At 37.5% G+C, this 19,263-nt stretch carries 16 protein-coding genes; 10 read left to right on the plus strand and 6 right to left on the minus strand.

All coding sequences use genetic code 11. From position 1 onward, the window contains the following. Window positions 1–79 precede the first annotated feature (79 nt). The 6 genes from E4N74_RS00175 to E4N74_RS00200 all read right to left on the minus strand — a co-directional run bounded on the left by E4N74_RS00175 (window position 80) and on the right by E4N74_RS00200 (window position 6,624). Window positions 80–1,468 (minus strand): LPP20 family lipoprotein, encoded by a 1,389-nt coding sequence (locus E4N74_RS00175; RefSeq protein WP_255819339.1) that lies wholly within the window; start codon window positions 1,466–1,468, stop codon window positions 80–82. A gap of 106 nt (window positions 1,469–1,574) precedes the next feature. After that, the gene (locus E4N74_RS00180; protein WP_255805727.1) at window positions 1,575–2,231 is read right to left on the minus strand and encodes a hypothetical protein; all 657 of its coding nucleotides are present in this window, start codon (window positions 2,229–2,231) and stop codon (window positions 1,575–1,577) included. Between the two features lie 60 nt (window positions 2,232–2,291). Then, window positions 2,292–3,614 carry an aldehyde dehydrogenase family protein gene (locus tag E4N74_RS00185; RefSeq protein WP_255805729.1) on the minus strand — a complete coding sequence of 441 codons (1,323 nt, stop codon included), beginning with the start codon at window positions 3,612–3,614 and terminating at the stop codon, window positions 2,292–2,294. A 16-nt stretch (window positions 3,615–3,630) separates the two neighbouring features. Beyond that, window positions 3,631–4,953: a hypothetical protein gene (locus tag E4N74_RS00190; protein WP_255818171.1), complete on the minus strand. Its 1,323-nt coding sequence runs from the start codon at window positions 4,951–4,953 to the stop codon at window positions 3,631–3,633. 306 nt (window positions 4,954–5,259) lie between these two features. Beyond that, on the minus strand, window positions 5,260–5,610 hold the full coding sequence (locus E4N74_RS00195; protein ID WP_255818173.1) for a hypothetical protein: 351 nt from the start codon (window positions 5,608–5,610) through the stop codon (window positions 5,260–5,262). Between the two features lie 582 nt (window positions 5,611–6,192). Then, the gene (locus E4N74_RS00200; RefSeq protein ID WP_255818175.1) at window positions 6,193–6,624 is read right to left on the minus strand and encodes a hypothetical protein; all 432 of its coding nucleotides are present in this window, start codon (window positions 6,622–6,624) and stop codon (window positions 6,193–6,195) included. 353 nt (window positions 6,625–6,977) lie between these two features. Here E4N74_RS00200 and E4N74_RS00205 point away from each other — a divergent pair, with 353 nt between their 5' ends. The 10 genes from E4N74_RS00205 (at window position 6,978) to der (ending at window position 19,263) form a co-directional block, all read left to right on the plus strand. Further along, window positions 6,978–8,462, plus strand: a complete 1,485-nt coding sequence (locus E4N74_RS00205; RefSeq protein WP_044978534.1) for an aldehyde dehydrogenase family protein — start codon at window positions 6,978–6,980, stop codon at window positions 8,460–8,462. A 24-nt stretch (window positions 8,463–8,486) separates the two neighbouring features. Further along, window positions 8,487–9,086, plus strand: coding sequence for a helix-turn-helix domain-containing protein (locus E4N74_RS00210; protein WP_044978535.1), 600 nt, complete (start codon window positions 8,487–8,489; stop codon window positions 9,084–9,086). 22 nt (window positions 9,087–9,108) lie between these two features. Next, a complete protein-coding gene (locus E4N74_RS00215) occupies window positions 9,109–10,440 on the plus strand; it encodes a glycine/betaine/sarcosine/D-proline family reductase selenoprotein B (protein WP_144242249.1) in 1,332 nt (443 codons plus the stop codon). Between the two features lie 2 nt (window positions 10,441–10,442). Then, the gene (locus tag E4N74_RS00220; RefSeq protein WP_255818184.1) at window positions 10,443–11,762 is read left to right on the plus strand and encodes a glycine/sarcosine/betaine reductase component B subunit; all 1,320 of its coding nucleotides are present in this window, start codon (window positions 10,443–10,445) and stop codon (window positions 11,760–11,762) included. 47 nt (window positions 11,763–11,809) lie between these two features. Then, on the plus strand, window positions 11,810–12,592 hold the full coding sequence (locus E4N74_RS00225; protein ID WP_255805734.1) for a class I fructose-bisphosphate aldolase: 783 nt from the start codon (window positions 11,810–11,812) through the stop codon (window positions 12,590–12,592). 11 nt (window positions 12,593–12,603) lie between these two features. After that, on the plus strand, window positions 12,604–13,650 hold the full coding sequence (locus E4N74_RS00230; RefSeq protein ID WP_044978540.1) for a zinc-dependent alcohol dehydrogenase: 1,047 nt from the start codon (window positions 12,604–12,606) through the stop codon (window positions 13,648–13,650). Between the two features lie 25 nt (window positions 13,651–13,675). After that, complete coding sequence (locus E4N74_RS00235) at window positions 13,676–15,019, plus strand: APC family permease (RefSeq protein WP_255818187.1); 1,344 nt, start codon at window positions 13,676–13,678, stop codon at window positions 15,017–15,019. A gap of 73 nt (window positions 15,020–15,092) precedes the next feature. Further along, complete coding sequence (locus E4N74_RS00240) at window positions 15,093–15,992, plus strand: riboflavin kinase (RefSeq protein WP_255818189.1); 900 nt, start codon at window positions 15,093–15,095, stop codon at window positions 15,990–15,992. A 69-nt stretch (window positions 15,993–16,061) separates the two neighbouring features. After that, entirely contained in the window at window positions 16,062–17,846 is a 1,785-nt protein-coding gene (gene ptsP / locus E4N74_RS00245; protein ID WP_255805739.1) for a phosphoenolpyruvate--protein phosphotransferase, read from the plus strand. Then, window positions 17,833–19,263 (plus strand): ribosome biogenesis GTPase Der, encoded by a 1,431-nt coding sequence (der, locus tag E4N74_RS00250; protein ID WP_255818196.1) that lies wholly within the window; start codon window positions 17,833–17,835, stop codon window positions 19,261–19,263. Before ptsP ends, der begins: the two co-directional genes overlap by 14 nt.

Below are 19,263 nucleotides of genomic sequence, written 5' to 3' on the forward strand. Positions count from 1 at the left end.
CGGGCATCTCTAAAAATCTAACAAAGTTTTTAGAAGATGCCAATTAGTATACAATAAATATAGAACTTTGTCAGCTGCTCTATTCGACGCATTCACTAAAGGCTAAGGCTATCGCCTTTGCTATAGCAACTGAGGCAGATCTTTGAGCATCGCTTTCGCTAAAACCTGCACCGCGTTTACTTATATTTTTTTTATAAAGGATTTCGTTTGTGCTTAGATTTTTTATTTCTATATCTGCGTTAAGTCTTACCAAAAATCCGTCAGCAGCTTTTAATACTTCATCTGTTTCTATCCTTGCATGAACAAAAAAGCCTTCAGATGAGTCTTCATTTTTTGTAAATAGTATTTTAAAATTCATGCTTTCTAAAATATCAAAAATTTTTTCTTCAATATTTGAGTTTTTTGGCTTGTCATGTTCTATAAAAAACGAAACGGTTCCTCTTTTTTCTTTTTTTATTTTATTTTCCGGTTTTGTAAATTCAAAATTTATGACTTGTTTAAAAACAATTTGCTGAAGTTCTTTAATAGCTTCTCGATATTCGTTAAAATCTTTTGATCCTAACATTTGTTTGATTTCGGAAATATCCAATTCTATTCTTACACGGCCTTCGGTTTCAATTTTTTCATCATTCAAAATAAAATTTGCGGTGCCGCTTTTGTCTGTTTCAATGCCTTCGATTATTATGGAGGTATTATTTTTTATTTTTGTTTTGTAGCTTATTAGTAAGGGAACATTTTCTTCAGATGTTCCAATGCTTACGGAAATTAAATGCCCGTTTAAAGAATCTTTAAGCTCTTCTTTTTCCAATTTCGGTTTAATTTTTTTTAAGCTTTCTTTTGCATTTGAAATATTTTGTCTAAATTTTATATCCCCGTTTTCGATTCCGGAACTCAAGGCTGCGGACGCTGCTTTAATGTAATTAAGGGCAGCAGAATAATATTTTTCGCCTGCAAAAAAAGCGTCTGCCTTTTTTTCGGGTTCACTCACCGATAAAATTTTTTCTTCTGCAATTTTTAATAAGCGGTTTCTTTCTTTGCGGAGTTCTTGTTTATCATATTCCGCTAAAAGATAAACGGTAACACTGTCTTTATTTTTTTCGGTATAGCGGTTTTTTATTTTTAATTTTTTTATATTAGCAGCCGAAGACTGAGAAATTTCCGATTTTAATATTTTTTCAAGGTTTTCGACGGAACCTAAAGCGGTTGTTGTCGTTTCGGTTTTTATTGAAACTCCTAAATACCGTATGATTTCGTTTATAAGATTATTTTTTGCATCCGCCTCTGCAAGAGTAAAATTTTTATTTGTTCCTGAGGCTGTAAAGTATTCGTAGTCTGCATCGCCGGCGGGCACATTTTCTATCCAAGCAGGCAGATCTTCCTCAGGGTTACTTTTATAACTTGCACATGAGAATAAGGTTAAGGTTAAAATCAATAATAGTAATTTTTTTAATAGTTGTTTTTTTTTCAGCATAGTATTTGTTTTTTATTATAGATGATTTTTAAGCGATAACGGAAGAAAGAAAATTTTATAACTTTTAATAAATGGCTTTCTTTCTTCCGTAGATTGAAAAGATTTATAAGCCTTCCGAAAGAGCTTCCTTTACTCTTTGACGGACAGCCTTCTCTTCTTCGCTCTTGGGCTTATCTTCATCTGCTCCGCTGATTGCATTCTGAATTAGTTTATCCAAGGTTTTTTTGGAGATGCTGTATAAGACTATGTATGTATAATCATCTCCCGTAGGATTTCCATCGGCATCGAAATATCTCATCTGAACCCAATAATCGGTTTCTTTTTTAAAGCCGGAAAGTTTTGTAGAGGTAATTGTTTTGACTATATCTTCAAGATAACCTTCAACCTTGTCCTTATCGCCTGCAGCGGCAGCAGCTGCCTTGCTTTCTACTCTTACCTTAACCATTCTGGCCATTTCGGAAGGGACCGAAAAATCTCTTGTCCATAACTCGGCGCCTTCCAAGCTCTTTGATCTGGGCGACTCGAATTTAAAAAGATAAACATCCTTGCCCTTATAATCATCAGTTTTTTCGATGACATTAGGCTCTTCTGCTACCCAGCCGGGAACAGGTCTATCCCATTTAAGGTTTTTGTGGTCGAGCATTTCAGGTTTTTTAATCTTGCTCGATACGGTTCCAAGCGGTTTTAATTTGTTTGCACAGCCCGATAGAATGAGGACTGCAACTGTTGCAAGGAACATAATTTTAATTGCTTTTTTCATATCTTGCCTCCTAAAATAATTGCAAATATATTTTTAAAATTAGGCGTAATCTACGTCCAATTAAAAGCCTGATTTAAATGTTAAAGTTTTACCTCTTAGCATTACCAGTTTTATATTTTCAAATCCCGGAACGGAATCTGAAGTTTCGTAAATAACGGCTTCAAGGTCATCAACCGTTCCGAAGAATGAGACGGCATATTTTGTTTGTGCCGAGGATTGATATAAAGTTTTTATATCATTGAGATTTTCGCTTAAAGCTTTTCTAAAACGCGCCATGCTCTTGCTGTCAGGAGTTTCGTTTATAATAATTTCATAGCGTATTCCGCGGGAATAGGCTTTAGCTAAAAGAATCTTTGCCTGATCGACAGCCATGGGCAGGGCCTTGTTTACTGCGGATTGAATTGCATTTGATTGAGCATCATAGCTGCTTACTCGGCTAAAAGTTTTTTGGCTTGTGTACGGAACAGAACCGAGTAACTCTCCTGTAGACGGATTGAATATCTTTAAGGTTATCTTTGCCGAACCGTAATAGCCGCTTGTTTCATAACCGCCTTCGGTTACCGCATCAATTTCCATATATACATCGGCGTTTAACTTTTGAGCTATCAACTGAATAGCCGACATTCCTTCATCGGTGCTTTCTTGGTAAATGAGGGCATTATCTTTTTTTAGCTTTTCGACCTCTTTTGAGTCTACGGCCCTATACCCCTGTTTTAAAAGAAAGGCATTTCCCGTTTCTACGGCAGCTTTAAGTAAAAATCTTTCGGTATCTGATTCTTCAGCATCAAAGACCATGTAGGTCATGTTTTCGATATAGTTATTTAAAAATTGAAGATTTTTTTTGCCTTCGGCAGAAGCTTGAGCTTCTTTTAAAATAAGGTCTGCATCTTTTGGTTTTTGTGCATCATTGAAACTTTCTTGAGTCTTGCCGTTTCCGAAAACTATATCATCCATTGATGTTCCGTTTGAGGGGTTACCGGAGCTTATACCTGCCGATGAAAGAGTTGTGGCTAGCTCATTCATTTTTACGGGGATTTTAATTTTAATTATGTATACTTCTCCGTTTTTGGATTTTTGTAGTACGTCTATTTTTTCGTTTACTACATATTCATTCGGATATTCGGTATCGTATATGATACTTTTAATTTTTTGGTAATTAGACTGTTCAGCTTGAAGGCCTATAATGTCGATAACTCCTTGCCGTATTGCTCCTACTTTTGCCTTATTTATGGCCTGCAAAAAAGAAGCATCCTCTCCCATAGAGGTATATTCTTTTGTTTCGGTATAAACCGGTTTTTTTACGTCTAATGCATCTTCAATACTCGCACAGGAAAAAAAGAAGAAAGATGCAGATAAAAGCAAAAAGAGTGAAATCTTTTTCATCATATGTCTCCTAAAGTTATAATTTAATTGTAAAGCCGACTCCGGCAGTAAATCTTAAGATTCCTCTTATTCTATCATAAAAGGTTGAACCTATTTTTACGCCCACGTCGCCTCCTATTTTAAAATTCTTTGTTACAAGAAAACTTGTATGCACAAAGGCTCTAAGCCCGGCTCCCGCAGGAATCGGAAATTTTTCTTTAGAACCGATTATAATCATTGTATAATAAAATTGAATTGTAGGCAAGATTTGTAAACGCCTAAAATATGTATTTCCTATCTCGGTACCCCCGAATATGGTCATAGGTGTTCCTATAGAAAGAATTTTAGCGGTGTTAGAGTCAAATGTCATCTCTGCCCCAAAACAGGGTCTAAAGCGGTAAAACCCCCTTGTTCCTGAAACATTAATACCGAAGGTTCCGCCTCCGTCATATAAACCTCTTTCGGCAACGAAAAAACCGAACTCGCCTAAGGCATAAACTCTGTATTCAAATGGCCCGTGAGGAACCTCTTTAATAGGATCTCCTAAATTTAAGCGCTTTTTTGAATAAAGTATTAATCCTTTGGAAAAATCGCTTTCCGTTTCGGTAACAACAATTAAGCCGGTTTCTTTCTTGCCGTCTTCATTTAAAACAACATATTCATCTCCAAGTTTCACGCCCATTTTTTTTCCAAGCTCAAAATGAACGGTGCCTTTTTCTGCCTTGATTATACCTGTTTTTATGGTAAAGGCTTCTATCTTACGCAGCTCAAGATCAAGTTTTTCCGATAGATTTTTAAGCGCTCTGCTGTATATTTTTTCATAGGTTTTGTCCACAGAGCTTATTTTTATATCAATTTTTTCTTTTAAATCTTCTTTTGAAGAATATATGTAGAATTCCAAAGCAATTTCTACCCTATATCCATCCGTTTCTCCCAAAAATAGATCATTGTATCGTTCCGTTGAAATTGAATAATCCGTAATTACAGGCATTACTACATAATAAGAATTGACCGTTTTTTCCCAGTCTGCTTTTGTAAAGGCTTCTAAACCCATTAAAACGGATTCGGGCAGTTCTGTGTTTTCTTCTCTTGATTGTTTTATAAGCTCGATAAATATGTCTACATCCGTTGAGGCAAGCCTGTATTCCAAGCCTATTATATTAAAACGTTCAAGGTTAAAAAAAACATTCATAACCGCTTCATCAATTCTATCAACTAATTCGTTTGGAATATGCCGGCCGTAATAGGAAGTTACAAAGACGGCAATATCCTTTTTTTCGCTGACCTTTTGAGCAAAAGAAATAGAGCAAAAAAATACAAGAAAAATAATATATAAAAACTTTCCTCTCACTTTGTTCATCGCCGTTTTTCTATTCTAAAATTGAGGTCAGTATATACCATTTGACTTAGATTTTCAAGTAACCCGATATGGACGGTTGCAGGGCTTACGCATGAGTGGTTGCGTTAAATAACATGTTGAACCTAAAGGAATCATCAAATGTACAAATTCATTTCCCTCCGGTCAGAGCTTGCTTTTTGCTTAAACACACCGCAAAAAGGGTTTGGCTGGAAGTTCGGCTTTGCCTCACTGCATGTAACGCTTCAATCGCTGTCCGAAAGAGATAGGTAGGATGTGAATAAATATAAAGTTTTGGGTTCATAAGTTTTATTTATGCCATATTTCAACTTCATCATTTCCAAAAAAGATTTTTTTTACATCATCAGAAATTTTTAGTTCATACAAAAATCTTCCTGTATCATTTTTTTTCTTAAAAATTGAAATTTTAATTTTTATTTTCAACTCATCATTTTTTTTCTGTAAATCAATTTTTTTGATTACATAATTACTGTGCATACACAGTCCTGATATTTTTATTGAAAGTTTATTACCATTTCTATATTCTGTTATTTCAAAATTATCAATATCATTATACTCTAAAACCATTTGTGATAAACAACTCCATAAGCAAATACTTAAAATAGTTAATAAGGTAAATCTAATTATTACTTTTTTCATAGTCATCTCCTCATTCTACTGATGAATCATAAATAGGATCCGATGATACATTAAATGTACTACCTACCCCATAATACTAAGAACCAGAACTTCTGCCAACAGAATTTGATCTCGTACTAGAAGCCCTGCTGCTTGAATTTGGAATTTCTAAAGTTCCATTAGCTTTAGTTATTGACTGTTTCAAAGTTTCGGGATTATTAATAATTATCCAAGTATTAGCATTTAGATATTCGCCTGTATCATAATCCCAAGCATCTTGTGTAAATTTTGAACATGGTCCAAACAATTTCCATACATCTTTACCTTTTTTTTATAATCATTAATTATTTTTAATAAAGCTCGTTCTTGGTTATCATTCAAGTGAACAGTTCTAGTTGCTTCGGCACCTCTATTTTGTTCAAGATTTTCAAATAAATCATTACCTTGTCCAGTAGGATTATTACCCCATGTTCCATATGTTGTCGTAACACCAGTACCATCTGGTGTATAAGAAATCCCAGCCTGCCCCCCATCAAAGAATTTCCAGTTGAATAAATAGTGAGTTTTCCACTCCTTCCATCTGGCTCGGTATATTTAATCGGATTATATAGCTCGAAGCTGCGCTGCATATACCCCGCGTAAATGATACACATGTAAGTTCACAACATTAAATACACCTCCCATTCCCGGCAGGTTTTCATTGTGTTTCTTTGCTTCATCATCTATCGGGGCTGCGTTTAGGGGAGGGAAGACACTTTTGGCAGATAAAAATTCGCCTTGAAGTTGCGCTGGCTGTACCTTTCCTTCCCTATAACCCTTCCTATCTTCAAAATAGCTGCTTAAGGGCTCCGCCCTTAAGAATCCTGAAGTCTCCTTATAGCTTTTAGTACTACACAAAATACAAAAATAAATAAGTACTAGCACCTCGCTTGCTTCGAAGCTGAGACTATCGGATCGCTGCACCAATATCCCTCCAATCGCTGCCCGAAAGATGAGATAGTCAGGCTGTGAATACAAATAAGGTTTTGTTTTCATAATATTTTTTATCTTTTAGTTATTATACTCTTATTTTAATAATATCACATTTCAGCCATTTATACAATTTAGTTTACGGGTTCCTTTTTTAAATATTGCATATACAGTATCAGTTTTTTGGGGAGGATAATCAATTCCACTATTTCCTATTCATATAGAAATCAATTTTGGAATAAAAAGCTTAAATCATATCTGCACTTTAAAAACTTTTTATAATAGTTTTTGTAAAAATAATCGATTTTTTTAAATTTTTTCTTGACATAATGAAATATGTGATTTATACTGTTAATAGAATGTTCTATTAACAGTATGTAATAGAAAAAAATAAAACTTATTAAAAAAAGGAGATTAAAATGGAATTCTTAAAATATGTTAAGAAAGAACCCTATCAGCTTTTTATTGATGGTAAGTATACTCCTTCTGAGGATGGTACTATTGTTGATGTAATTAACCCTGCCGATAACTTGCCTTTTGCTAAAGCCTATCGGGGTACAAAAACTGATTGCGAAAAAGCAATTGCTGCGGCAAGAAAAGCCTTTGATGAAGGCCCATACAGAAAAATGTCTGCAAAGGATCGTAGTAAATTATTATTAAAGGCTGCCCAAATTCTTGAAAGGCGTGCTGAAGAATTTGCAGTTATTGAAACACTTGAATGCGGTAAAAATTATAATGCATGCCGCTATTGGGAAGTTCCAATGGCCGTTGATTCCTTTGAATTTTTTGCAGGAAAGGCCAGGTGTTTGGATGGTAAGGTGGTGCCGAGTGAATATGGGACTCTTAATTATGTAACATGGAACCCTTGCGGAGTAGTAGGAGAAATTCTTCCATGGAACGGGCCATTTCTTATGGGATGTCAAAAAGTAAATGCAATTTTGGCAGCAGGCAATACCGTTATAATTAAGCCTCCAAGTTGGGGTGTGTTGTCAATGATTCTTATGGCAAGTGTTTATGAAGAAGCCGGCTTTCCTCCCGGTGTTGTTAATGTTGTAACCGGCTCAGGCGCTGAAGTAGGAAACTGTCTTGTCGAGAGTGAGCTTGTGGATATGGTATCTATGACGGGCGGGGTAGAAACAGGCCGCGAGATAATTACTCATTCTGCAAAATTAGTAAAAGATATTGCTCTGGAACTGGGCGGCAAAAGCCCTAACATTTTTTTTGAAGATGTTGATATTGATCAAGCTGCTCGTTTTGCTGTTTATGGTTTTACAAATCATGCGGGGCAGATATGTGTATCAGGTACAAGAATTTTAGTACAACGCCGTATATATGAACCTTTTATAAAAGCAATGGCCGATGTTGCTTCTAAATTAAAGCCTGGAGACGGTTTTGATCCGTCTGCAACTATGAATACCCTAATATCCCGAGAACATGCCGATACGGTATGGGGATACATTGAAAAAGGAAAAAAACAAAATGCAAGACTCGTTTGCGGCGGAAACCCATATTCGGAAGCTCTCTTAAAGAAGGGAAATTTTATTCCTCCGACTATTTTTGCAGATGTTACACCTGAAATGGATATATTCCAAAATGAAATCTTTGGGCCGGTTGCTTGTGTTACACCTTTTGATACGGAAGAAGAAGCTATTGCTTTGGCGAATGCAACTAAGTATGGTCTAGCCGGAGGCGTATTTACAAAAGATATAAAGAGAGCAATTCGTGTGGCAGACAGAATAAATAGCGGGCAGATTTATATAAACAATTACTTCAGTAAAGGTATGATTGAATCACCCGGCACCGGATGGAAAGAAAGCGGTATAGGGATAGCAGGAATACATAAATATATGATTTCAAAAACCGTATTCGTTGAAACTATTGATAATGTGTTACCCCCTATTTGATAACACTATTAAAAGGCAGATATTATGGGAGAAGATATTAAACAAAAAGAATCGGTGAATATTTCCATCGGTTCTAAAATTCGTGCCCTTAGAAAAGTGCGCAGTATTTCGTTACAACAAATGGCAAAAGATCTCGGCATGAGTTATTCTTACCTTTCAGGGTTAGAGAATGATAAGTATTCCGTTTCCATCACAAATTTACAAAAACTTGCAAATTATTTTAAGGTTAATCTTGTTTCTTTTCTTACTCCAAGCGGCCCTGTACCAAGAGTGTTCCGCAAAAAGGACTTGTACAGCAATGTCAATACCTACGATAACATTGCATATAAAGTTATTACTCCGGAAAGTTATACCCATTTACAGGTTAGCTATGCATATTTGCCGCCTAACGAACCGTCTGAACGAAACATTCACAAGCATGGTAAGGGACAAGAAATGATTTTAGTTTTAGACGGCTGTGTTTGTGTGATGGTTGAAGCCGAGAAATTTAAAATTGAACAAGGTGATTGTATTATTTTTGATGCTGACGTTGAGCACTTAATTTACACTGAGGAACAACCTGCTACTTTGGTGATAGTATCAAGCCCTCCTTACGGACAGCAAATTTTGCCTGAAAAAAAATAATAAAGTGATAGGAGAGTTATAGATGATATATAAGGCTATTCATTATATAAATCAATTTTATGCCGGTATAGGCGGTGAATCATCGGCAGAATCCGGTTTTATTGTTTTAAAAGAAAAAAAAGGGCCTGCTATAGGTTTAGAAGATTTATGGCAGGGAGAGATGATTGTGACAAAAGTTATTTGTTGCGGAGATAATTATATAAATGTTGATAATAACTTTGAAGAAGTCTGTAGACAGTTAAAAAAGATTGTAGAAGAAGAAAAACCGGATGTTTTAATTGCAGGCCCGGCATTTAACGCCGGAAGATACGGTATGGCTTGTGCTAAAATATGCGACTATGCTCGGCACCGTCTGAACATTCCGTCTGTTACGGCTATGTGGCATGAAAATCCTGCCGTAAAAATATATGTTAAAAATAATTATATAATAAGCAGCACTGAGACTGCCGCGGGAATGCACAAAACATTAGAGAACTTAGCAAAGCTGGCTTTAAAACTTGCTAAAAGAGAAAAAATAGGACCTGCCCGTATTGAAGGATATTTACCGACAGGGCACCGTTATAATGAATACAATCAAAAAACAGGTGCCCAAAGAGTGGTAGATATGTTATTGGATAAGTTAAACGGCAGACCCTATCAAACTGAAGTTCCTCTACGGGGCTTTGAGAGAGTTCCTCCTGCTCCGCCTATTCGTGAAATGAACAAAACAACTATAGCCTTATTTACTACAGGCGGATTAGTTCCTATTGGGAACCCTGATAAACTTAAACAAGCCTTTGCTGAAGACTTTAAAGTTTATGATATTTCTAATCGAAAAACTTTGCCGCAAGGAGTGTATGAATCCATTCATGGAGGATATGATACCACTGCAGCAAGTGCGGATCCTCATAGGTTAATTCCTTTAGATGCTTTAAGACAATGTGAAGCAGAAGGTATTATTGGAGGAGTATATCCTTACTTTGGAACTACATGCGGTGTAGGTACAAATGTGGCGATTAGTGAGTCCATGGGTAAAGCGTGGGCAAATAAACTTAAAGAAGAACATGTAGGAGCTGTAATTTTAACCAGTACGTGAGGAACCTGTACTCGTTGCGGTGCAACGATTTGCAAAGAATTGGATCGTGCGGGTATCCCGAATGTACATATAAACGCCTTTACTTCCATATCCGAAAGTGTCGGAGCAAACCGAATTGTTTTTGGCGGAGGCTTTACCGCTCCTGCCGGTGATCCTCTGCTGCCTCTTGAACGTGAAACGGCATATAGACGTAAAATTATTGATAAAGCTTTAGAAGCCTTGCAGACAGAAGTCTTATCACCTACGATTTTTACTGTAGATCATGGTAAGGAGGGTTAAATATGGATGATATGATTTTAACACGTCAGTATTTTGATGTTAAAGATGTTAAGTTTGGGGATAAATGTTCATTCTCCAATGGAGTTTTAACGGTTTGTGAAAATGAATTGAAAGAAATTACCCGAGATTTATTTAATGCCGTTAAAGGGTTTAGATTGGAGATTACCCATCCCGGCGAAGACGCCCGTATAATTCATGTGTTGGATACTCTTGCATCTATGGTAAAACTTAAAGGCGAGGGACAGCAATATTCCGGCTTTTTTGGAAATCCTTTTACTGTAGGCCGAGGTATAACAAATATCTTTTCAGGTTTTTCTGTTATGGAGAGTGCTGCTCTTCCATGGGATGAGACTAATGCATCAAGCGGTTTGTTGTATCCTCGTGATGCTATAATTGAAATAATCGGTGAGTATGCTCAATATACCCCATTTTCCGAAACGCATAACCTAGTGATAGTATATGATTTAAATGAGGGAAAATCTGCAATGGAATATGACAATGATATCCGCCTGATAGCTATAAAAATATCTACATATCTTGCAGAGCTTACTCGAACTCTTAAACCTGACCGTACCGAAACATTTCAAACTTTACAAAATAATGACTCCCTTCCAAATGTTGTTTTGGTATGGCAATGCCAAAATCAGGGGCCATATGCCGATACTTTTTTATATGGGTTGCCTATTGATGATATTGTGCCCACTATCCTGCATCCTAATGAGATGCTTGACGGATGTATAGTAAGCGGAAATTATGTATGGCCTGCCTTTAAGGTACCGACATACTTGCATGTCAATCATCCTATTTTGTTGGACTTATACCGCCGTCATGGTAAGGAATTATGGTTTAAAGGTGTTATTCTATGTCGAAGTCATAACCCAAGCAACTGGCATAAACAAAGATGTGCAAGCCATTGTATTAAACTTGCGCAAATGCTTGAGGCGGATGGATTGGTGATGGCTTGGGAAGGCGGCGGAAATGCCTGTGTAGACGGGATGCTTACTATTCAAACAGCAGAAAACCATGGAATAAGGGCTTCGACAATTACTTTTGAATTCGGAGGAAAAGACGGAACTGAAGGTGTTTTGCTTGTTGATCACTTCCCTGAAGCGGATGCAGTTTGTACAGGAGGTTCTATTGAAAAGCCTGTATATCTCAAGCAAGTTAAGCGTGTTGTAGGAGGAGATACATTCCGGCTTAATAAGGAATCCGGAGGCTTTTTTCCTCCATCAAAAAACGAATTGGTTTTGGAAAATACAACACATCTTTATCTAGGCGGAAATCAGTGCGGCTACAGCAAAATATTTGCTGAGGCTTACTGATACTATATATTTTATTCAAATTCATCTTTAAGATGAAAGGAGAGCTTATGAAGCGAAGAATGAACAATATTTTTCGAAGTGACGGAAAGGCTTTTGTGCTTGCGTTAGACCATGCTGCAATGATGCCGTCTCCGGATTTGCATGATGCCGGCCATGTTATACGGGAAGCTGTGGCCGGAGGTGCTGATGCTTTTTTGACGACTTATGGTATGATAAAAAATTTCCAAAAAGAGTTTGGAAACACCGGTCTTATCATGAGGGCTGATGGAGGCATTTCTTCATTACGGAAGCCGATGGAACGGCTTGATTTATTGTATTCGGCAGAAGACGCTGTAAGGGTTGGAGCAGATGCTATGTTATGTATGGGCTATCCGGGCTCTACTGATAATGAGCATACTCTCAAATACCTTGCAAAACTTTGTGCCGATGGAGAACGATTAGGGCTGCCCATAGGAGCTGAAATGCTTCCGTTTGGGTTTGAAAAACACGAAGGAGTTGATACTCGTTCAGTTGACAATATAAAGTTCGCTTGCCGCCAAGGAGCAGAACTTGGGGCCGACTTTATCAAAACAGAATTTGTAGGTAAGGATGATTTTATTGGAGTTACCGAAAGCTGCTTTGCACCTATTTTGGTGCTTGGAGGAAGTAAGGCAAAATCCGAAGAAGAGATCTTTTTGGATATTAAGTCTGCATTGGACGCAGGAGCAAAAGGCATAATTATGGGACGGAATATATACCGTAATCCCAATATTGCCCGTTTTTGTGAAGCAATATCGGCTGTGATACATGACAATGCTTCCGTTGCTCAAGCTCTTTCCATACTTAAATAGGAGGATATGGTATGTCAATAAAAATTAGAACTGCCGCAGTTACAGGCTCGCATAAAATAGAAATCTTAGAACTGAATACGCCTGATCTTAGAAGAGGCGAGGTACTTATCAAAGTGCACGCAGTTGCTCTTTGTACTTTGGAGCAGCGGATTTTCCGAGGTGAAATTCATATGCCTCTGCCTTGTACCGGCGGCCATGAGGTTTCAGGTGAAATAGTTTCCTTCGGCGATGGGGTAAATACAAAAAAATGGGCTGTAGGAGATAGGGTGGCTGTCCGCTTGCTTTATAATTGCGGTGAGTGCCATTACTGTCATAGCGGACATAATAATTTATGCGAGCGCGCACAAAAAAAACCTGTAAGAGAAAATTTATTGGTAGGCCCCGGCGGTTTATGTGATTACATCATTGTCAATACTTCCGATCTTTTCCCTTTTTCGGACAGACTCAGCTACGAGGAAGCTTGTCTTACAGAACCCTTAGCTTGCTGTGTTCACAGTATAGAAAGAGCAAATCTCCAACTGAGCGAAGATGTTGTTGTAATAGGAGGCGGCATCATGGGGCAATATCATATAATGTTGGCTAAATGCCGCGGGTGCAGGGTTATTTTAAGCGAAGTTGATCCGGAAAGACGTAAATTAGGAGAACAGTTGGGAGCGGACATAGTCTTTAATCCCTTGGAGAATGACCCTGTTACATTTGTACAGGGTGTAACAAATGGACGGGGAGCGGATGCCGTATTTAATACAACACCGATACCTGAAGTTGTTCCTCAAGCAATAGCAATGACCGGTAAATGCGGCAGAATGATCCAATACAGTTCAATGCATCCTGATTCTCCCACTCTTGTTAGTCCCCAAATGCTGCATGGAAGTGAAATTGTTTTAACCGGAGCAATCAGTCCCGATGAAAAAAACTTTTATACCGCAAATAGATTATTGTCTTCAGGTATTATTAATTGCAAACCCCTGATAGCTAAAAAATTTCCTTTTGAAGAAGCTCAAAAGGCTTTTGAAGCGGCTATTGTTCCGGGTACATTTCGTGTAATTATTACAGATTAAAAATTTTATTTTTATGGAGGTTTATATGAAAATAAAAGAAAATGAAAAATTGGGTTTAGGCTCATGTGTAACTATTCTTGTTGGAGGCTGTATCGGAAGCGCTATTTTTTCTCTTTCCGGAATGACTATGTATTATGCGGGTCCTGCAGCTCTGATTACATGGTTTGTTGCTGCCTTGATTTTAGGCTTGTATGGGATTCAGGTTGCTGAACTATCAATTCGATATCCTAAATCGGGAGGTGTATTTGTATTTCCTGCAAAAGCAATGGGTAAAAATGAGCGGGAAGGAAAAGTATGGGGATTTATTTCTGCTTGGGGCTATATTATTGCGAATATAATTGCAGTAGCTTTTGCTGCTATTTATGTATCTGTATACTTATCCGTCGGTTTTCAAGCTCTAGCCGGATTTAGAATTCCATTGGCAATTATTTCTATTGTTATATGTACGGCTCTTAACTTAATAAAAATTACAAGTGCAGGAAAGTACAATAATGTGTTGGTAGCTTTACTTGTGATAACCATGCTTATTTTTGCAAGCATTGCTCTGTTTGCCGGTAAATGGAATCCTCAAAACATGGTTCCATTTTTTACACAAGGTGCTAAAGGAGTAGCCGGTTTTATTCAAGCTATTCCTAATGCTATGGTTGGGTATGGCTCTGTAGTGGCTATCGCCTTCATGGTTGGAGAAGTAGAGAATCCGAATCGAACTGTTCCTAAATCATTGGCTATTTCTCTTATTCTTGTTGTTCTCTTGTATCAGCTTATGATTTTAGGGACTATGGGAAATATTACCGCAGAATTTTTAATTAAGAATCCCGGTATGAGATTTATACCTATGTTTGCTGCGGCTTTTACATCTCTTAATATGTTCCCATGGCTCTCAAAACTGATTTCTATTTCGGCCACGCTTGCCTTATTGACGACCATGCTTGTTGTCGGGTTCTTAAATGCCCGTGCCGTATGTTCAATGGCAAATGCAAAAATGCTGCCGGCATTTTTCGGTAAAGTCAATAAAAATGGGGTTCCATCCACAGCCTGTCTTACCTTGTCAGCATGTACAATTGTCCTAAGTTGTTTTCCAAGCATTACAGAGTTATTGATAAATCTGGGATCAATTTCGGCAGCAATCACTATAGTTATTGTGTGTTTTTCTTTAATAGCCTCTCGAAAAAAACTACCCCATGTAGAAGGTAATTATGCAGCTCCCGGAGGAAATATTGTTTCAGCATTGACGATTATTCTAATATTAGTTTGTTATATTCCGTCTATTTTTAATGGCAGTGTATATATGTGGTTATTCACGGTTATTTTATATGCTATCGGCGGAATTATTATGTTTATAATGATGAAACAAAATAAGGTCGATTAAGCCTTAAATTTGAAGCAGCGGTTTTCCGCTGCTTCTTTGACAGAGATTTGTCTGTTTTTTGTAGGAGGAAATAATGAAAATTACGGATAAGTTACAACCTATCACTAATGGAGCAAGCTGTGTTGCCATCGGTTTTTTTGATGGACTCCATATTGGACACAAGGCTGTTATTAATAAACTTTGTAAATGCGAGAATCTAAAGCCTGTATTAATTAGCTTGTTTAATAATGCCGGTTCTGTTATTTATACTGAAGAAGAAAAGTCCTATTTATTACAAAACAGTAAACTGGATACTATGTTCTCTCTATCTGAAGACCTAATTAAAAATATGACGGCTGAATCTTTTGCACATGATGTGTTGAATAAGATGCTAAATGCAAAAACCGTTGTAGCCGGAGAGAATGCCTTGTTTGGGTCTGATAAGATAGACGTAAATCACTTTCGTCCAATTGGAAAAAAATACGGTTTTATTGTCGAAACTGTTCCAATGGAATGTATCGGCGGGATTGAAGTTAGTTCCGATGTTATCAAACAAACAATTCAAGAAGGTGATTTTTCTAAGGTATCCTCAATGCTTGGTGCTCCTTACCTTCTACATGGTACTGTAGTTCACGGAAAGGGGGCCGGACATAAATTCGGTATGCCTACGGCAAACCTCTCAGTTGCACCGAATAAACTTTTTCCGCCCCACGGGGTCTATGGATCAATAAGCCATTTTCAAGGCCAAAATCATTTTGGAATGACAAATATAGGTTTACGGCCATCGGATGATAATATTCCAATTCCAACTATTGAAACTTTTTTATTGAATTTTGACCGTGATATATATGGGCAAAAAGTTTTTCTTGAATTATTGGTTTACATTAGAGGTATTCGTAAATTTGAAGGGGGACTTGCTGAAGTAAGACAACAAATAGACAAAGATATTCAGCAAATACATAGTTATATTGAAGAAACAAAAAAGAACCTTTAGTTTTATCCGAATTTCTTTGTACGCCTGATAGTTGCCAATCCTCCCGTTTTCTACTATAATGAATATAGTATGAAAAAACTTAACGGACTCATAGCCTCCGACGGTTTAGCCGCCGGACCGCTGTATTGTATAATTGACCAGCCCGAAACGGTGATTCCTTCTTATTCCATATCTGAAAATGAAATTGATTCGCAAAAATCAAGATTGACAGGGGCAGTGGAAAAGGCAAAAACCGAACTTTCGGAATTAATTTCTTCATCATCTGATGCGGAAAAAAATGAAAACGGCAAAACCGGAGAAGATATTATATCCACCCACATTCTCATGCTCTCGGATACGGCTTTTTTGGATTCCGTTTTTGCCGATATCGAAAAAACAAGGATGAATGCCGAGTTTGTTTTAAAACAAAAATTGGACGAGACCGTTGCAATGTTACAAACAGCCGGAGATGAATACCTTAGCGCAAGAGCTGTAGATATTCAGGATGCCTTTGAATCCGTTTTTGTTCATCTCCTTAAACAGGGAGCAAGGGATTCCCGATTTACAAAGGTTCCTAAGGGCGCAATTATTGCGGCTAAACTGATAAAACCCTCCGAAGCTCTATTGGTAAAAAATGCGGGAGTGAGCGGAATAATTATGGAAGAGGGCGGCGTTACCAGCCATATTTCGATTATGGCCCGTGCTTGGGATATTCCCATGCTTGTAGGTGTAAAAAACTGTATGGATTTTGCCCGAACCAATATGCCGGCTGCTCTCGATGCGGATGGGGGCTTTGTTTTATTTAACCCTCCCAAGCCCCTTATAAAAGAGTATGAGGAACGAATAAAAAAAAGAAATGCTGAAATTAAGGAACTTTTAGAAGCTCAAAAAAATTATACGGAACGTCTTTCAATTACAACAAAGGATGGAATTAAAGTTTCGGTAAATGCGAATATTGCCTTCCCTGAAGAAATTGAAAATAAATTCGTTACAGTATCAAACGGTATAGGCCTCTTCCGCTCCGAGTTTTTATTTTTAGAGGACGGTAAAATTCCGGATGAAGATACTCAGTTTGAAGCCTATAAAAAAGTTGTCGAAGCTATGGGCAAAAAGCCTGTAGTTATCCGAACCTTCGATGTGGGTGCCGACAAGATGATTGATGAGCAGGAAAATTTGCGTGAAAAAAATCCCTTGCTCGGCTGGAGGGCTGTCCGCTATTGCATAGAAAGAAAAGAAATTTTTAAAACTCAAATCAATGCTATCTTACGGGCAGGAGTATTCGGAAACGTTTTTCTTTTAATTCCGATGATTTCAAACGTTGAAGAGATTATCGAAGTTAAAAAAATAATTGAAGAATGTAAACTTGAATGTAATGCTGCCGGTAAAAAAATAATTGAAGAGGTTAATGTCGGAATTATGGTTGAAGTACCCTCGGCGGCTGTAGCAGCCGATCTCTATGCTCCGTATTTGGATTTCTTTTCTATCGGAACAAATGATCTTATTCAATACACGATGGCGGCAGACAGAGAAAACACAAAGGTTGCTTATCTTGCAAATTATTTTGAACCGGCCGTTTTGCGTCTTATCAAAAATGTTATCGATGCACAAAAGTTTATAAAAGAGCAGGAAGGCCATTTGGTTTCAATGTGCGGAGAAATGGCCTCGCATGAAGATGCTGCCTTTTTGCTTTTGGGAATGGGTTTGAGACATTTCAGTATGCCTGCCGGAAAAATTTTAAAAATGCAAAAATTTATGCAGTCCGTAAAAGTCAAGGATGCGGAAGTCTTATACGAAAAAATTAAAAAGTTAAATTCCGCATCGCAAATAAAAGCAGAGGTACAAAAAACATTGGAGCCCTATTATGCCGAAAAATAAAGAAGAAATTATTGATGAAGAAAATATAGATTCAGTGAACTCGGAATTTTCTCATCAAAAAAAATACCAAAATATTCCTTTGATAGCTATCGTAGGCCGCCCCAATGTCGGTAAGTCTACATTGTTTAACCGCTTTTTAAGAAAACGCCGTTCCATTACCGATCCGACTCCCGGCGTAACCCGCGATCCTGTTGAAGCTCAGGCAATTATAAACGGCCTTCCCGTTATGCTTGTAGATACGGGCGGCTTTAAACTTACGAGGAGCGGTGATAAGGCAGAAGATACTATAGATGAGCTTGTTATGGAAAAAACTATTTCCACTCTAAAAAAAGCCGACAGGATTTTACTTCTTCTCGATGCAGGTCTTGCAACTGCTGAGGACGAAGAGTTTATTCAATTTTTACGGCCATATTTTAATAAGCTGGTTGTTGCCGTAAATAAAACTGAGGGCGGAAGACTCATGGCAGAGGCTTGCAACTATTACTCTTACGGCTTTAAATCTTTGACCTGTATAAGTGCCGAACACGGAGACAATATTTCGGTCTTGGCTCAAGAATTGACAGCCGGTCTTGATTTTAGCAATATAAAAGAACTTGAAGAAGATGATACAATAAGAATAACGATTGTCGGTAAACCCAATACGGGAAAGTCAACTTTGGCAAACTATCTTACAGGTTCTTCCGCTTCGATAATTTCAAATGTTGCAGGCACTACCCGCGATATTGTTGAAGGAGAATTTTCTTATAAAAATAAAAAATTCGTTATTCAAGATACGGCGGGAATAAGGCGCAAAGCAAAGGTTAACGAAGATATAGAATATTATTCAGTAGTGCGTGCAATTAAAAGCATGGACAATGCCGATATAGTTTTTCATCTGATAGATGTTCAAGAAGGTTTAACCGAACAGGATAAAAAAATTATAGTGCAGGCAACTAACCGCGGACTCGGCGTTATCTTTGTTTTAAATAAATGGGATTTGATGGAGCAAACAAAAAAAGCTTTTAAGGACGAAGAAGAAAGAATAAAGGTTATGTTCGGCAAAATGGATTATGCCCCCGTACTCGCCATTTCGGCAAATGAAGGAACGGGCATCAAAGAGCTTTTAAATACGGCTATTAAAATGTTCGAGCAGCTAAATAAAAAAATAGAAACCTCGGCTCTAAACATTGCATTAAAAGATTGGCTTCAAGCCGCACCCCCTCCGCAAGGCCGTCAAACAGCTTTTACCTTTAAATACATTGTGCAGACAGGTTCCCGCCCGCCTGAGTTTTTGTTGTTTTCAAACAGACCCGACTATGTAACCGAATCTTATATGAGGTATATTCAAAATAAAATCAGAAGCGATTTAGGTTTTGAAATGATTCCTATCTTGCTCAAGGTTAAGGGAAGCCGAAAACGCTGGGAAGAAAGGCTTTAG

Source organism: Treponema putidum, from assembly GCF_024401155.1.
Taxonomy (GTDB): domain Bacteria; phylum Spirochaetota; class Spirochaetia; order Treponematales; family Treponemataceae; genus Treponema_B; species Treponema_B putidum.

Coding starts and splice junctions, on each gene's coding strand:
- E4N74_RS00180 (WP_255805727.1), bottom strand. CDS start 2,231: ATGAAAAAAGCAATTAAAATTATGTTCCTTGCAACAGTTGCAGTCCTC.
- E4N74_RS00185 (WP_255805729.1), bottom strand. CDS start 3,614: ATGAAAAAGATTTCACTCTTTTTGCTTTTATCTGCATCTTTCTTCTTT.
- E4N74_RS00190 (WP_255818171.1), bottom strand. CDS start 4,953: ATGAACAAAGTGAGAGGAAAGTTTTTATATATTATTTTTCTTGTATTT.
- E4N74_RS00195 (WP_255818173.1), bottom strand. CDS start 5,610: ATGAAAAAAGTAATAATTAGATTTACCTTATTAACTATTTTAAGTATT.
- E4N74_RS00200 (WP_255818175.1), bottom strand. CDS start 6,624: ATGAAAACAAAACCTTATTTGTATTCACAGCCTGACTATCTCATCTTT.
- E4N74_RS00205 (WP_044978534.1), top strand. CDS start 6,978: ATGGAATTCTTAAAATATGTTAAGAAAGAACCCTATCAGCTTTTTATT.
- E4N74_RS00210 (WP_044978535.1), top strand. CDS start 8,487: ATGGGAGAAGATATTAAACAAAAAGAATCGGTGAATATTTCCATCGGT.
- E4N74_RS00220 (WP_255818184.1), top strand. CDS start 10,443: ATGGATGATATGATTTTAACACGTCAGTATTTTGATGTTAAAGATGTT.
- E4N74_RS00225 (WP_255805734.1), top strand. CDS start 11,810: ATGAAGCGAAGAATGAACAATATTTTTCGAAGTGACGGAAAGGCTTTT.
- E4N74_RS00230 (WP_044978540.1), top strand. CDS start 12,604: ATGTCAATAAAAATTAGAACTGCCGCAGTTACAGGCTCGCATAAAATA.
- E4N74_RS00235 (WP_255818187.1), top strand. CDS start 13,676: ATGAAAATAAAAGAAAATGAAAAATTGGGTTTAGGCTCATGTGTAACT.
- E4N74_RS00240 (WP_255818189.1), top strand. CDS start 15,093: ATGAAAATTACGGATAAGTTACAACCTATCACTAATGGAGCAAGCTGT.
- ptsP (WP_255805739.1), top strand. CDS start 16,062: ATGAAAAAACTTAACGGACTCATAGCCTCCGACGGTTTAGCCGCCGGA.
- der (WP_255818196.1), top strand. CDS start 17,833: ATGCCGAAAAATAAAGAAGAAATTATTGATGAAGAAAATATAGATTCA.